The 14,260-nt window shown below is 74.8% G+C and carries 12 protein-coding genes; 6 read left to right on the top strand and 6 right to left on the bottom strand.

What is annotated here, in order from left to right:
* Positions 1-28: 28 nt before the first annotated feature.
* Positions 29-3,193, bottom strand: coding sequence for a BTAD domain-containing putative transcriptional regulator (locus tag D7147_RS27135; protein WP_120682629.1), 3,165 nt, complete (start codon positions 3,191-3,193; stop codon positions 29-31).
* Positions 3,194-3,288: 95 nt separating this feature from the next.
* On the opposite strand from D7147_RS27135, the gene D7147_RS27130 reads away from it, so the two are divergent.
* On the top strand, positions 3,289-4,473 hold the full coding sequence (locus D7147_RS27130) for an FUSC family protein (protein WP_120682627.1): 1,185 nt from the start codon (positions 3,289-3,291) through the stop codon (positions 4,471-4,473).
* Positions 4,474-4,493: 20 nt separating this feature from the next.
* Here D7147_RS27130 and D7147_RS27125 read toward each other — a convergent pair whose 3' ends face one another.
* The 3 genes from D7147_RS27125 to D7147_RS27115 all read right to left on the bottom strand — a co-directional run bounded on the left by D7147_RS27125 (position 4,494) and on the right by D7147_RS27115 (position 7,969).
* Positions 4,494-5,234, bottom strand: a complete 741-nt coding sequence (locus D7147_RS27125) for a hypothetical protein (protein WP_120682625.1) — start codon at positions 5,232-5,234, stop codon at positions 4,494-4,496.
* Positions 5,235-5,335: 101 nt separating this feature from the next.
* Positions 5,336-6,418 (bottom strand): Gfo/Idh/MocA family oxidoreductase, encoded by a 1,083-nt coding sequence (locus tag D7147_RS27120; protein WP_120682623.1) that lies wholly within the window; start codon positions 6,416-6,418, stop codon positions 5,336-5,338.
* A gap of 108 nt (positions 6,419-6,526) precedes the next feature.
* Positions 6,527-7,969, bottom strand: coding sequence for a hypothetical protein (locus tag D7147_RS27115; RefSeq protein WP_120682621.1), 1,443 nt, complete (start codon positions 7,967-7,969; stop codon positions 6,527-6,529).
* A gap of 76 nt (positions 7,970-8,045) precedes the next feature.
* Here D7147_RS27115 and D7147_RS27110 point away from each other — a divergent pair, with 76 nt between their 5' ends.
* The gene (locus D7147_RS27110; RefSeq protein WP_120682620.1) at positions 8,046-8,528 is read left to right on the top strand and encodes a hypothetical protein; all 483 of its coding nucleotides are present in this window, start codon (positions 8,046-8,048) and stop codon (positions 8,526-8,528) included.
* A gap of 75 nt (positions 8,529-8,603) precedes the next feature.
* Positions 8,604-9,818, top strand: a complete 1,215-nt coding sequence (locus D7147_RS27105) for an MFS transporter (protein ID WP_120682618.1) — start codon at positions 8,604-8,606, stop codon at positions 9,816-9,818.
* Between the two features lie 25 nt (positions 9,819-9,843).
* On the opposite strand, the gene D7147_RS27100 is transcribed toward D7147_RS27105, so the two are convergent.
* A complete protein-coding gene (locus tag D7147_RS27100; RefSeq protein ID WP_120682616.1) occupies positions 9,844-10,782 on the bottom strand; it encodes an SMP-30/gluconolactonase/LRE family protein in 939 nt (312 codons plus the stop codon).
* A gap of 261 nt (positions 10,783-11,043) precedes the next feature.
* Between D7147_RS27100 and D7147_RS27095 the strand changes: the two genes are divergently transcribed.
* The 3 genes from D7147_RS27095 to D7147_RS27085 all read left to right on the top strand — a co-directional run bounded on the left by D7147_RS27095 (position 11,044) and on the right by D7147_RS27085 (position 13,881).
* Positions 11,044-11,943 carry a LysR family transcriptional regulator gene (locus tag D7147_RS27095; protein WP_199716472.1) on the top strand — a complete coding sequence of 300 codons (900 nt, stop codon included), beginning with the start codon at positions 11,044-11,046 and terminating at the stop codon, positions 11,941-11,943.
* A 141-nt stretch (positions 11,944-12,084) separates the two neighbouring features.
* Positions 12,085-12,825: an SDR family NAD(P)-dependent oxidoreductase gene (locus D7147_RS27090; protein ID WP_120682614.1), complete on the top strand. Its 741-nt coding sequence runs from the start codon at positions 12,085-12,087 to the stop codon at positions 12,823-12,825.
* Between the two features lie 117 nt (positions 12,826-12,942).
* Positions 12,943-13,881: a MerR family transcriptional regulator gene (locus D7147_RS27085; RefSeq protein ID WP_120682612.1), complete on the top strand. Its 939-nt coding sequence runs from the start codon at positions 12,943-12,945 to the stop codon at positions 13,879-13,881.
* Between the two features lie 12 nt (positions 13,882-13,893).
* Here the strand turns inward: D7147_RS27085 and D7147_RS27080 are convergent, their stop codons facing one another.
* On the bottom strand, positions 13,894-14,193 hold the full coding sequence (locus tag D7147_RS27080) for a putative quinol monooxygenase (protein WP_120682610.1): 300 nt from the start codon (positions 14,191-14,193) through the stop codon (positions 13,894-13,896).
* Positions 14,194-14,260 lie beyond the last annotated feature (67 nt).

Genomic DNA, 14,260 nt, shown 5'->3' with positions numbered 1-14,260 from the left:
GCGCGCTGACGGCCGGCGTCGTGCTCCGTCAGGCGCCGTCCAGCAGGGCGAGGGCCCGGTCCCGGTCGAGCGCGGCGCCCCGGCCGAACTCCCGTCCGAACCGTTCGACGCCGATCCCGGCCCGGGTCGCCGCGGTCACCGCGGCGGCCTGCGCGGCGGGCTCGGCGCCGCTGCCGACCAGCACCGCCGAGACCGCGCCGAGCAGCAGCGCCGCCCGGTCACCCTCGCCCCGGCGCAGCACCGGCCCGATCAGGCCGTCCACCGCTGCGCTGACAACCGGCGTGTCCCACATGCCCACGGTCGCGCCCAGCACCTGTCGGTAGTGGCCGCGCGCCGTCGGCGCGTCCCCCGCGGCGTCCGCGATCTGACCGAGCGTGACCAGCGCGGCGAGCCGGACGATCTCGGCGCCGAACCAGCCGGCCGGGCACTCCGCCACCGCCTGCTCGCAGAGGCGCCGCGCCTCGTCGAGCTCACCGCGACGGCGGGCCGTCTCGCCGAGCCCGTAGTGGGCCGCCGCGCTCAGCTCGGGCGCTCCGGCCGGCTGCGCGATCGCCGCGACCTGCCGGTAGTCAGCCTCCGCCCCGTCCAGGTCGCCGACCCCGAGCCGGCCGTCCGCCCGGGTCCGCAGCAGCTCCGCCGTGTCGAGCGTGGAACCGAGGTCGTCGGCCAACCGCAGGGCCCGCGCCATCGGGTCGGCGGCCGCCGCCGGGTCACCGATCCGATAGGCGGCCTCGCCGAGAGTGGTGAGCGCGAGGATCATGCCCCACCGTTCGCCGATGGCACGGAACCCTTCGTAGGCGGCCGTCAGCTCCGCCCGGGCCTCGTCGTACCGGCCGTCGAAGAGCCACACCAGCGCGAAGCCGAGTGACCCGAGCGCCTCACTCCACGGGTCGGTACCGAGCAGCTTGTGCCGCTCCGCCACGGAGTGCATCACCGACATCCGCTGCTGCGACGGGGGACCGGCCGTCATCCCGGACAGGTAGAGCAGGAACGGGTGCTTCGGCGGGCGGCCCAGGCTCCAGAGGATGTCCCCGGCCGTGCCGAAGTCCGTGCGGGCCGCGCCGCGGGCGGCGCCCAGTGCGGCGACCAGCAGGCTGAGCGCGTACTCCTCGGCGAGCCCGGTGGGCGGACCGTCGAGCGGGTCGACGAGCCGGCCGGCGAGGGCCGCCCCCTCGCCGCGCAGTCCGCGCAGCCACCAGTAGAACGACAGCGCGGCGACCAGCCGCAGCCCGCTCGTGGTGTCGCCGTCGGCGATCGACCGGCGCAGCGCGGCGTGCAGGTCGTCCCGGTCGGCGTCCAGCCGGCGCAGCCACTCGAGCTGGGTGGGGCCGCGCAGGCCCGCGTCACCGGCCCGGGCGAGATCGAGGAAGTACGTCACGTGCGCCCGCCGGAGCTGATCGGCCTCGCCCGCCTCGGCCAGCTGCTCCGCGGCGAACGCGCGCACCGTCTCCAACATCCGGAAGCGGCCGTCGCCCGCCTCGACGAGGGACTTCTCCACCAGGCCGGTCAGCACGTCGAGCGCCTCCGCGCCGAGCGGCGCGCAGATCCGCTCGACCGCCGCGAGGTCGGCGTCGCCGGCGAAGACGCTCAGCCGGCGGGCCAGCCGTCGCTCCGGCTCGTCCAGCAGGTCCCAGCTCCAACGCACCACCGCGCGCAGGGTCTGGTGCCGAGGAGCAGCCGCCCGGCTGCCCCGGTTCAACAGCCGGAAGCGGTCGTCCAGCCGGGCCGCCACCTCCGCGACGGGCAGCGCCCGCAGGCGCGCCGCGGCCAGCTCGATGGCGAGCGGAAGGCCGTCGAGGGTACGGCAGATCCGCAGCACCTCCGTCACGGTGCCGGGTTCGATGGCGAACCCGGGTGCCACGTCGGCGGCGCGGTCGGCGAAGAGCCGTACCGCGGCGTACCGGTGGACCTGCTCGGGCTCGGCCTCGTCCGGCGGCACGGGCAGGCCGAGCACCGGGCAGAGCGCCTCACCGGTCAGCCCGAGCGGCTCCCGGCTGGTGGCCAGCACCCGCACCGACGAGGCGGCGCCGAGCAGCCGAGCGGTGAACCGGGCGGCCTCGTCGATCACGTGCTCGCAGTTGTCCAGCACCAGCAGCAGCCGCCGGTCGGCGAGCGCCGCGACCAGCCGGTCGGTGGCGTCGCGGGGCCCACCCGGTACGCGCAGCGCCGTGTCGCGCAGGTTCAGGGCGGCCAGCACCGCCGGGGCCACCTCCGCCCCCGGCGGCAGCGCGGCCAGTTCGACCAGACACACGTCGCCGTCGTACCGCCCGGATGTCTCCACGGCGAGCCGGGTCTTCCCGGCGCCGCCCGGGCCGTGCAGCGTGACCAGCCGGGCCTCGGTGAGCAGCTTCGCCAGCCGGCGCAGCTCCTCCTCCCGCCCGACGAAGCTGGTCAGCTGGCCGGGCAGGGGCGGTAGCCGCGGCGTTACCGGCGCGGGCTCGGCCTCGTCCCGCAGCAGGGTCGCGTGCACGGCCACCAGCTCGGCGGAGGGGTCGGTGCCCAGCTCGTCGGCGAGCAGCCGGCGCAGGCCGGCGAAGACGGCGAGCCCCTCGGCGCGGCGGCCGTCGGCGAGCAGCGCGCGCATCAGCTGGCCGTACAGCCGCTCCCGCAGCGGGTGGGCGGCGACCAGTTCCCGCAGCTCGGTCACGAGCGGCCGGACGCGCGCCGCGGCGTCTGCCACGGCGAGTTCCGCCTCGATCCGGTCCTCGGTCGCGGTGAGCCGGCGTTCCCGCAGCCGGGCCGTGTGCGACGGTGCGAACGGGGCGTCGGTCACGTCCGCGAGCGGCTCCCCGCGCCACAGCGTGAGCGCCTCGCGCAGCAGATCGGTGGCGCGGTGGTGATCGCCGGCCGTGAGCGCCAGCCGACCGGCGTCCGCGAGCCGGGTGAACCGGTGCGCGTCGACGTCGTCCGGATCGACCGCGAGACGGTACCCGGCGGGGTGGAACTCCACCGGGTCGACCGGCCCGAACGACAGCAGGTGACGCAGACGGGACACCTGTGACTGGAGCGCGTTCGCCACCCCGGCGGGTGGGTCGGCCCCGTAGAGGCCGTCGACGAGGCGGTCCCGGGGCACCACGCGGCCGGCGTCGAGCAGCAGCAGCGCGAGCAGCGCCCGCAGCCGTGGCCCGCCGACGGTCAATCGGCGACCGTCGGCCCGGTGGACCTCGGTCGCACCCAGGATGCCGAACCGCACGGCGTCATTGTCGCGCAGGCGGGCCGAAGACCGGCGCGGCGGATACGGCAGGCGGTCGCGACGATTGGCCGGGGCGCCACTGGGTAGATGCGGCCGTGGTCCGGACCGCTGCCCGCAGCGACGACGGCGAGACCCGCGACGGCGGGCCCGCCCGGACGCCCGCCGCCCTGGCCCGGCTGCGCGGCCGGGCGGCGGCCTCGCTGCCCGACCGGCTGCGACGGGTACGCGCCGGCGGTGGACTGGCCGTGCAGGCGGGTCTCGCGGCGGGCCTCGCCTGGTGGGTGGCGGACGATCTGCTGCACATCCCGCAGCCGCTGTTCGCGCCGATCTCCGCGGTCGTCGCCCTGGCCGCGTCGGTCGGCCAGCGGATCCGCCGTACGGTCGAACTGATCGTCGGGGTCTCCGTCGGTGTGCTGATCGGCGACGCGCTGATCTACCTCGTCGGTACCGGGGTGTGGCAGCTCGGCCTGATCGTGGTGCTCTCCATCGTCGTGTCGGTGCTGCTCGGCGGCGGTCCGTCGGTCATGGTGCAGGCCGGCGCCACGGCGGTGCTCATCGGCACGCTGAGCCCGGTGGTGGAGAACCTGGAGTTTCCGCGCTTCCTGGCCGCCCTCGTCGGTGGCGCGGTGTCGCTGGTGGTCACCGCGGTCCTGCTGCCGCTGCACCCGTTGCGGGTGATCAACCGGGCGGCGACGCCGGCGCTGTGCCTGCTCGCCGATCAGCTCGACACCGCCGCGGACGCGCTGCGGCGACGTGACGCCTCGGCCGCGCAGGGCGCTCTCGACCGCCTGCGCGACAACAAGCAGGAGATCGCGGCGCTCACCGAGGCAGCGCAGGCCGCGCGGGAGGCGACCGCGCTCTCCCCGGTGCGTTGGGGGAGCCGGCAGGGACCGGTGGGCCGGTACGCGCGAGCGGCGGAGCCGATCGACCGGGCCATGCGCAACAGCGGCACGTTGATCCGCCGTGCGGTGACCCTGATCGAGGAGGGTGAGCCGATTCCGGAGACGTTGCCGACGGCGGTGTCCGCGCTGGCGGAGGCGACGCGGCTGCTCCGCCAGGAGTTCGCCGCCGGCCACGAGCCCGACAAGGCGCAGGAACGGGCGCTGCAGGCGGTGGCCGGGGCGGGCGAGGCGTACCGCACCGGGGTGGGCTTCTCCGGGTCGGTGGTGGTCGCCCAGGTCCGGACCACCACGAGTGACCTCTTCGTGGCGAGCGGAGTGGCGCAGGAGGAGGCGAACCGGCTGGTCCGGCACGCCTTCGGCCCGTTCGAGCCGGACTGACCTGCCGGGTCGGGAAGCGGTCAGTCGAACCGCTCGGTCGTCATCGGCACCAGACCGCAGAGCCGCACGGCCGAGGTCAGCTCGTGCAGCAACGGCCCCACGGTGCGGTCGTCGGCGCCGGTGAGCAGCACGGTCAGGTCGAGCGACCAGGCGAGACCGCGACCGACGCGGCGTACCGTCCAGGCGAACCGATCGTCGTCGACCCGCCGCCGACCGGCAGGCAGCGCGTCGGCGGTCGACCGCCCGTCGGCGGGCCGCCACCGGGTGGCCAGCTCCGCCAGCCGGTGCGCCAGCGGGTCACCGGCGAAGAGCGCCCGGTACACCCGGCGTTCGTGGTATCCGTCCGGGGCGCTCGGACCGAGCCGCAGCGGGGCGGTGACGGGAAGGACCTGGTCGTCGTGGAAGCCGGCGCGCAGCACCGGTTCGTCCGGCAGCGCCGCGCCGCCGAGCCGGCGGTGCGCGGCATCCGCCTCCGCACGGGCGACCGGGAGCACCCGGGCGCGCAGCTCCGGATCGGCGCGCATGGCCCGGCTGTACGCCGCCGAACTCCACCAGCCGGCCCCCGCCGGCGTCCAGCCCGCGCTGCGCAGGCCCACCGTCGTCCAGTCCGTGGCCCGGACGAACTCCTCGACGACGATCGCCTCCGCGACCGCGTCGGGCCCGGCGGGTCGGTCGAGGATCAGGTAGTAGTCGAGCCGTGGTCGCGGCCCGAGCCGGGGCGGGCCGCTCGCGGCCCGGCGCCGGCCGGCGGTGGGCGGCATCGCCGCGCGCGTACTTTGCGCCTCCATGCCCACCCGGCCTCTCCGGCTCCGCCACCGCAGCCCCGAGGGGCACGCTAGCGGAGACCGGGTCGGCGCGGCGGTCAGCGCGCCGTCGACGGCGGTACGGGAAGTACCGCACCCTCCGCGGCGGACCGGTGTGCCAGTTCGATCAGTGCGACGGTGTCGACGGCGTCCCGGGCGTCCACCGGCAGCGGGGCGCCGTCGCGCAGCGCCGCCGCCACCTGCTCGTAGAAGCTCTGGTAGCTGCCGGGTTCGGTGCGTAGCGGCCGAAGGTCACCGTCGACGCCGAGCCGGCCGTACCGCTCGGGGCTGACCTCGCCCCAGCCGGCGCCGCCCGGCCGGCCGCCGTCACGCAGCGCGTCCTCCTGCGGGTCCAGCCCGTAGGAGGTGTAGCCGGCCCGGTCGCCGAGGACGCGGAAGCGCGGGCCGAGCTGCGGGGTGAGGGCGCTCATCCAGAGGTGGGAGCGCAGCCCGCCGGCGTGGGTCAGCGCGACGAACGCGTCGTCGTCGACCTGCGCGCCCGCCCGCCGGCGGTCCACCTCCGCGTAGACGTGGGAAGCCGGGCCGAAGAGCTGCACCGCCTGGTCGATGAGGTGCGCGCCCAGGTCGTAGAGGACGCCACCGGCCTCGTCCGCGGCGGCGTGCTCCCGCCAGCCCGGCTTGATCGTCGGCCGCCAGCGCTCGAACCGCGACTCGAAGCGGGTCACCCGCCCCAGCTCACCCTGCTCGACGAGCCGGCGGACGGTCAGGAAGTCCCCGTCCCAGCGCCGGTTCTGGAAGACGGTCAGCGGTACGTCGAGCCGCGCCGCCTCGTCGACCAGCTCGCGTCCCTGTTCGGCGGTCGCGGCCAGCGGCTTGTCGACCACCACCGGCAGGCCGGCAGCGAGCGCCGCCCGGGCCATCGCGACGTGCTGCCGGTTCGGGGTGGCGACCACGACCAGGTCCAGCGCCTCGGGCGAGCGCCACAGCAGCTCCGCGTCGTCGACCAGGCGGGCATCCGGGTGCTCCTGCCGGACCTGCTGCCGGCGCTGCGGATCCCGGGTCACCACGGCGTGCAGCCGCAGCCCCGCGGTCGCGGCGATCAGCGGGGCGTGGAAGACCCGGCCCGCGATGCCGTAACCCAGCAGCGCGACCCGCAACGGTGCCTGCGCCGTACCCGTCATGCCATCCTCCGTCGCCCAGGTCGCGTCCTGGTGACGGGCCCGGCGGCACCGAATCTACGCTGGCGGCGGGGTGCCGTCGGCATGAGGACGATCACCCCGCCCGAGCTGTCAGAGCCGCTGGTACTGGCGACGTAGCAGGGCCTCGGCGCCGGTGACGTCATCCGAGGCACCGCCGCCCGCGGTGACGAGCACGACGATGTCGTCGTGCCGCGCGACGGCGTGGACGTCGGGCGGGACCGCACCGTCACCCCTGGTGCCGACGAAGGCCGCCGCATCGGGTACGGAGGCGAGTGCCACCGCCGAGCCGGGCCTGCGCCTGTACCGCTCCATGGTCGCGTAGGAGGTCCGGAAGTCCTCGGCCAGTTCCGACGTGTCGAACTGGAACAGCACGACCATCATCGATTCGGAATTCGGCTGCGTCCAGGCGGTGCCGGCCGTGTGCCGTACGTCGAGCAGTCGCGGAAAGATGAGCATCGCGCCGGGTTCGTCCAGCGAAACAATCCGGGTGATGTCGACCTTGTCGTCCCGGACCGGGGCGAGGATGGGCGTCGCGTCGTCCGGGGCCGTGACCAGTAGCGCGGCGAGGCCACCGGAGGCGTCGCCCGTCCCAGCTCCCTCGATGGTCGCGATCTCGACCCGGTCGGCGGCGCTGCGGTCGCCCGGACGGTCCGGCCGGGGCCAGGCCAGCACGGTGGCCACGGCCGCCAACGCGACCGCCCCGAGCGCGGCGGCGACGACCGCCGACGGCCGTCGTCGCGCGGTGCGACGAGAAGCGCGCGCAAGCGCGGGTCGGAACAGCGGAGCCGGCTCGGCGTCGAGGTCGGCGGTCGCGCCGGCGGGCACCGGATCGTGCGCTGTCGTGCGCGGCTCGCCCGGGTGCTCGGCAACCGGAGCGCGGCTCTCGTCGGGCGCCGGCCCGGACGTGCCCGCTTCCCCGGACGTGCCCGCACCGCCGGATGTGCCCGCTTCCCCGGACGTGCCTGCACCCCCGGCCGTGCCCGCTTCCCCCGACGTGCCTGCGGGCGCGGAGGGCGCCGCGGTTCCCGACGGTCGCGACAGCATCGCCAAGGCCGCCCCGGACAGCAGGAGCAGGCCACTCAGCGCGAGCCAGGTGCCGGAGAGGTAGGTGCTGGTCGGCCGGTCGGCCCGGGGAAACCCACTGGCGTCCACCGCGGCGCCGCTCGGCAGGAAGGTCAACGCCGCGCCGGCCAGCGTCGCCGCCAGGCACGCGAGCCGTAGGCCGTCCCGCCACTGCGGTCGTACCCAGGCCAGGACGAGGACGGCCAGCAGGGCGAGCCACCCCAGGTACAGCGCGATCCGGGAACCCGGCAGGTCGGCCAGGGCGTACGTCTGGGGGGCCTCGGACGGGACGATCCCGAGCAGCCGCTCGTCGAGGTCCTGCCCGGGGCGCACCAGAATCCAGGGCAGGGTGTGCGAGTTGCCGAAGGTGGCCAGCCCGGCCAGAGCGAGGGCCGCCGACCGTACGCGCCGCGGGGTTCGCCGGAGCGGGCTGCCCGGCGGGCCGACGACGGGGCGGCTGTTGATCTCCACGGTCGAGCATGATCGCAGCTGGGCTGCCGTTGCGCTGCCCCGACTTCCCGCGGCGATGTCAATGTAGTGTTGACAGATGGTCGACGAACTGGACCGGTTGGGCATGCTTCGTGCCGACCGCCTGCGCCTCGATGAGGAGGAGTTGGACCTCATCGACCGAGCCCGGTATGCCGGTGCGACCTGGGCGCAGATCGCCGTGGCACTGGGTCTGGCCAGTCGCCAGGCGGCCGAGCAGCGCCGGCAACGTTTGGCGACGGCCCGGCTGGCCCGTCGACGGGAGCTGGACCGGGGCTTCTCGGACCGGCTCGTGGCGTTGCGCGCGGCGGTGGCGGACCTCCAGCGCTGGATCGACGTCGACCAGCAGTGGAGCGGCCGCTTCCCGGGTGCGGCGTTGGTGCGCGACACGGTGGCGGTCAGCCACGACGCCGAACCGGGTGCGCTGCACACGCTCTCCCGGCACATCATCGACGATCTCGTCCGGGCCGGGCGGGAGCACCTGCCGGCGCCGGTCCAGGCGGTCGCCGCCCGGATGGAGACCGCGCTGTCAACAAATGATTGACAGTAGCGGTGTGTATTGACCCGCCTCGGCGCACCTTCGAGGATATGAGTCGTTCCGACTCAACCTGGAGGGTCCGTGCGACGCAACGCCACGCTCTTCGTGGCGATCTCCCTGCTCTCCGGCCTGGGTGGCAGCGCCATGAATCTGGCGACCGGCATCTGGATCCTCGATCTCACCGGGTCGGCCGGCCTCGCCGCCCTCGGCGGGCTCTTCCTCTACGGCCCCCAGGTCGCCGGCCCCTGGCTGGGTGGCGTGCTCGACCGGGTGCCTCGGCGAGCGCTGCTGATCGCGACCAACCTGGGCCTGGCCCTGGCCGTGCTGAGTCTGCTGGCGGTACGCGGGCCGGGCCAGGCGTGGTTGCTCTTCGCCGTGGCGGCCGGCTACGGGATCAGCTACCTGCTGATCGGCGCGGGGGAGACCGCGCTGCTGCCGTCGGCGCTCTCAGCCGCCGACCTCGCCCAGGTCAACGGGTGGCGATCAAGCGCCCAGGAGGGCATGAAGCTGGTTTCGCCGGCAGTGGGCGCGGGCCTCTACGCCTGGCGCGGCGGGCAGGCCGTGGCCGTGCTCTGCGCCGGGATGCCAGTACTGGTGGCCGCCCTGTACGCCGCTCTGCGGCCGACCCGCGCCCCGGGCGTCAGGACGGCCGAGCAGCGTGGCGGGGCGCGCGCCGCCATCCGTGTCCTGTTCGGGCAGCGGGCGACCCGGGTGACTGTCGGGCTCGCCGCCGCCTCGATCGCCATGTCCGGCTTCGCCACCGCGGCGGGCTATGCGATCGTCACCGACGAGCTGAACCTGCCGAGCACCTTCCTCGGTGTGCTGCTCGGCGCGCAGGGCGCCGGATCGATCGCCGCGGGACTGGTCGTCGGCCGCCTTCTGTCCCGGCACGGCCCGGTACGGATGGCGACGGTGGGCGTTCTCCTCTTCGCCGCCGCCTGCCTCGGTCGGGGCCTGCCCTGGCCGGCTGCCGTGGTCGTGGCGGCCGTGGTCGGCGGGGTCGGCTTGCCGTGGACGCTGGTCGCGGCGATCACCGCAGTGCAGACCCACACGCCGCAGTCGCTGCTCGGTCGGGTTTCCGCCACCGCCAACACCGCCATGTTCGGGCCCATCGTGCTGGCTACCCCGCTGGGCTCCGCGGCCGTCGGTCTGGGTGCTCGCCTGTCACTCGTCGTGGCCGCCGGGGTCTGCCTGCTCGCCGTGGCCGTCGCCGCGATGCACCGATCCCCGCCGGGCGAGGCCGTCTGCGGAGGTGCCGCTGATGCCGCGCGGCGGGAGAGGGAGCCGGCCCGGTGATGAGTCGCTCCCCCTCCCGGTCGGTTCAGCGTGCGGAGACGGCGACCGCGTCGTACCCGGTGGTGGGGGTCGGCGTGGTCGTGAAGCGGGCGTTGGGCAGGTAGAGCCGGCCGAGGGCCTTCGCCACCGTGGTGGGTACGTCGAAGTCCGGGTCGGTGATCGTGCCGGTGAGCCGGCCGGCGGTGCCGGAGCGGTTCAGCGCCACCACGGCGACCTGGTTGAGCCGGTTCTGCACCACGTAGAGCTTTCGGCCGTCGAGCAGCAGCCCGTCGCCGTTGGTGAAGGTGTGCCCCGGCACGTCGACCGCGGTGGTCGCCCCGGTGAGCGGGTCGACCCGGAAGAGCGTGCCCGTGTTGGACTGCACGATGAGCAGGGCCCGGCCGTCCGGCGTACGGACGATGCCGTTCGCGTTGACTCCGGTGCCGACCTGCTGGAACGCGCCGGTCAGCGGAATCGTGGTGAAGCCGTCGGCCGGTGGCAGGGCGCCGTGGCGGCCGAGCGGGAGTCGGTGGAGCACCGGCTTGTTGGAGTCGGTGAAGTAGGCCGCCCGCTCGGTGAGGACGACGTCGTTGACGAACGTCGGTGCGGCGGCGAACTGGTAGCGGGCCAGCACCCGGCCGTTGCGGGTGTCGATCACGCGGGCGTCGCCGGCCGCGCCTCCTGCGACGAAGAGCCGGCCGCGCCGGTCGACCTTGAGCCCGAGCGACGGGGTGCCGGTGGCCGGGCTGAACACCCGTCCGTCGCCGTCGAGCAGGTCGGCGCGGTAGATCGCGCCGGTGGCGCGCGAGCCGAAGTAGGCGTAGCGGCCGGCGGTGGCGATGCCCTCGGGCTGGAACCCGTCGGGCAGGGCGATGACGCCGGGTTTGCCACCCCGCCCGTGCGCCTCGGCGGGCGCTGCGGCGACGGTGGCGAGGAGAGTGGCGGTCAGGGCTGCGGAGAGCGCGGTCCTGAGATGTGAGTGCACTGTGCTCCTTCCGGTCGGCGGCCGGCTGTCGCGTCCACAGCGGGAGCGGCGCCGGACCAGCCACGATCAGTGGGGCCAGGGCTACCCACTCTACGTTCATCTCGGTCGATGCTGCCTATCGGTGCATCTGGATGTAGCGACGGCTCCGACCGGTAGTGGCGGAGGCGACGGCGGGAGGTTTTCCGCGCCGCTCCGGTGGCGAACGTGACGCCGCTGTCCCGTTCGGCCGACCGGCCGGGCCGGGCGTGGTGTCATGGGCGCGTGGAGTTGCGGGAGATGCGAGCGTTCGTCGCGGTGCTGGAGGAGGGGAGTCTCTCCGGGGCCGCCCGCCGGCTGCACGTGAGCCAACCGGCGCTGTCCCAGCAGATGAACGGCATCGAGCGGCAGCTCGGCGTGCAGCTGCTGGTCCGCAGCAGCACCGGGGTGCGGGCCACCGAGGCCGGCGCGACGCTGCTCAGCGAGGCGCGCGCGGTGCTCGCCCGGTACGACCAGGCGGTGGCCGCCGTCACCCGACACAGCGGGTCGGGTGACGTGGTGCTGCGGTTGGGGATTCCGCTGGAGCTCCCCGCCGACCTGCTCTCCGGTCCGCTCACCGACCTGGCCGACGCCTACCCGACCACCCGCGTCCAGGCCCTGCACATGTCGACCTCGGCCCAGGTCGCCGCGCTCCGCGCCGGGGAGCTCGACGTCGGCCTGGTCCGGGAGCATCCGGTCGGCCCCGATCTGGACGCCGTGCTGGTCGTCGAGGAGCGCCTCGGGGTGCTGCTCGACGCGGAGCAGGCGGTGCGGCTCGCCGGGCCTGACGGGATCCGGCTGGACGCCCTCGCCGGGCTGGACTGGGTCGGCTTTCCCCGTTCCGGAAGCCCCACCTGGTACGACGAGATCACCGCGATCCTGCGCAGTCACGGACTCGACCCGGGGCGCACTCCGCCCGAGGGGCCGGGGCTCATCGCGCCGGTGAAGCTGGCCGCGGTGACCGCCGGCGGGGCGTTCGCGTTGGCGCCGCCGAACTGGCAGCAGCCCATCCCGGAGTCGTTGACCTGGGCGCCCCTGGTCGGGCATCCGCTCGTACGGCGCACGTGGGCCTCGTGGCCGGCCAGCTCCCGCCGGCGGGACCTCGGTCACCTGATCGCCGCGTTGGACTACCGGGGGCAGGAGTAGGCGTCGGGAGTGCTTATGACGGCCATAAGCGATCCCGTGAGTCCGGTGGGAAAGCTGCGAGGGCCCTGCGCCTTACACATCCACGGGTCGGGACAGCCCCGACCGGAGTTCTCCGCGACATGGATGTGGGTGGAAACGATCATGGAACTGCAGGGATCCGTGGCGCTGGTGACCGGTGGCACCAGCGGCATCGGCCGGGCAACGGCCCTCGCTCTCGCCGAGCGGGGCGCCCATGTGCTGGTCTCGGGCCGGGACGAGGTGCGCGGGAACGGGGTGGTCGGGGAGATCCGGGCGGCTGGTGGCCGGGCGGACCTCCTGGTCGTCGACCTTCGGGACGAGGCGTCGGCGCGCTCGCTGGCCGCCCGGGCCCGCGCGGTGGCCGGCCGGGTGGACATCCTGGTCAACAACGCCGGCGTCTACCCGTACGGCCCGACGGAGCGGACCAGCGGGCAGGACTTCGAAGAGGTCTACTCGCTCAACGTCAAGGTGCCGTACTTCCTCGTCGCCGAGCTGGCGCCGGAGATGGCCGAGCGGGGTCACGGCGCGATCGTCAACGTGAGCACGATGGTGGCCGAGTTCGGCGACCCGGGCTTCGGTCTGTACGGGTCGAGCAAGGCGGCGCTGGTGCTGCTCACCAAGTCCTGGGCGGCCGAGTACGGGCCGCAGGGGGTCCGGGTCAACGCGGTCAGCCCCGGCCCGACCCGGACCAGCGGTACCGCTCCGATGGGTGACGCTCTCGACCAGCAGGCCGCCCAGGCGCCGGCCGGGCGGCCCGGTTCGGCGGAGGAGATCGCCGAGGCGATCGCCTACCTGGCCAGTGATCGGGCGAGCTTCGTGCAGGGCGCGGTGCTGCCGGTCGACGGCGGTCGCCTCGCCGTCTGACCCGCCGAGGCGCGGCGGCCCGCTCCACACCAACCGTGGTGCGGGCCGCCGCTCTCGCAAGATCCGGTGACCGGACGGCCTTGCATCTCCCCCAGGGGGAGCGGCGAGGGTGGAGGCATGGACAGCAGCGACAGGTGGTACTCGATCGGTGAGCTGGCTCGGCGTACCGGGCTGTCGGTCAAGACCATCCGGTTCTACGCCGAGCGCGGCATCGTGCCCCCTTCCGGGCGTAGCCCGGCCGGTCACCGCCGCTACGGGGTGGCCGCGCTCGCCCGGCTGGAGCTGGTGCGGACGCTGCGCGCGCTCGGGCTCGACCTCATGACGATCGCCCGGATCGTCGACCGGGAGGTTCCGCTAGCCGAGGTCGCCGCGGCCCACGCCGACGCGCTCGCCGTCCAGATCCGGCTGCTGCGGTTGCGCCGTGCGGTGCTCGCCGTGGTCGCCCGGCGCGACTGCACGACCGAGGGGATGGAACTGATGCACAGGCTGGCCACGCTCACCGAGGAGGAGCGGGAGCGCCTCGTGGGCGACTTTCTCGACGCCGTGTTCGGTGGACTGGACACCGACGGCGCCTTCGTCGGTCTCCGTCGCTCGATGACCCCGCAGCTGCCGGAGGAGCCGGAGGTCGAACAGGTCGAGGCGTGGATCGAGCTGGCCGAGCTCTCCCAGGACGAGGGGTTCCGCGCCGGAATGCGGCAGCTGGCGGAGCAGTACGCCGCCGACCGGGCCGACGGCTCGGTCACCGTGGTGCGTCCGGACGCGGTGGCGGTCGTCCGGGCCGAGGTCGGGCCGGCGCTGGCGGCGGCCGTCGAACCGGACTCGCCCCGGGCGGACGCCGTGGTCGCCGCGATGGCCGGGCGGTACGCGCGGCTCTGCGCCCGCCCCGACGACCTCTCGTCGCGGCGTCAACTGCTGGCCCGGCTCGAGGCGGCGAGCGACCCGGGCCGGGAGCGTTACCTGTGGCTGCTCTCGGTGGTCAACGGTTGGCCGGCGACGGAGAGCCTGGCCCCGGTGCTCGACTGGGCGGTCCGGGCGCTGCGCGCCCGCGGCGTGTGAGCCGGTCGGCCCTCACACGCCGAGGCCGCCGACGACGGTCATCTCCTGGCCGGCGAACTCGCCGGTGAGCAGGGGCATGGCCCGGGCGATGGCGGCCTGCGTCTCGGGCAGTCGGAGCGAGCGGTCGTGCTGCTCCTTCGAGTCCCAGATCTCGCTGACCCGGATCAGGTCGGGGTCGTCCTGCGCCACTCCCACGGCGTAGAGCCGGCATCCGGCGGCCCGCAGGCCGTCGACGCCGGCCAGCAGGATCGCCACCACCTCGTCACGGTGGCCGGGTCGGGTCCTCATCGCGTTGAAGTAGCCGTACGTCATCTCACGTCCCCGGGTCGAGTCGACATCGTCCGCGCACGATCCTGCCCGGCCGGTACGACACGCTGCC

Origin of the sequence: Micromonospora musae (assembly GCF_003626545.1) — a bacterium.
GTDB classification, from domain to species: Bacteria; Actinomycetota; Actinomycetes; order Mycobacteriales; family Micromonosporaceae; genus Micromonospora; species Micromonospora musae.
This window is presented reverse-complemented; position numbering and strand designations above follow the sequence as displayed.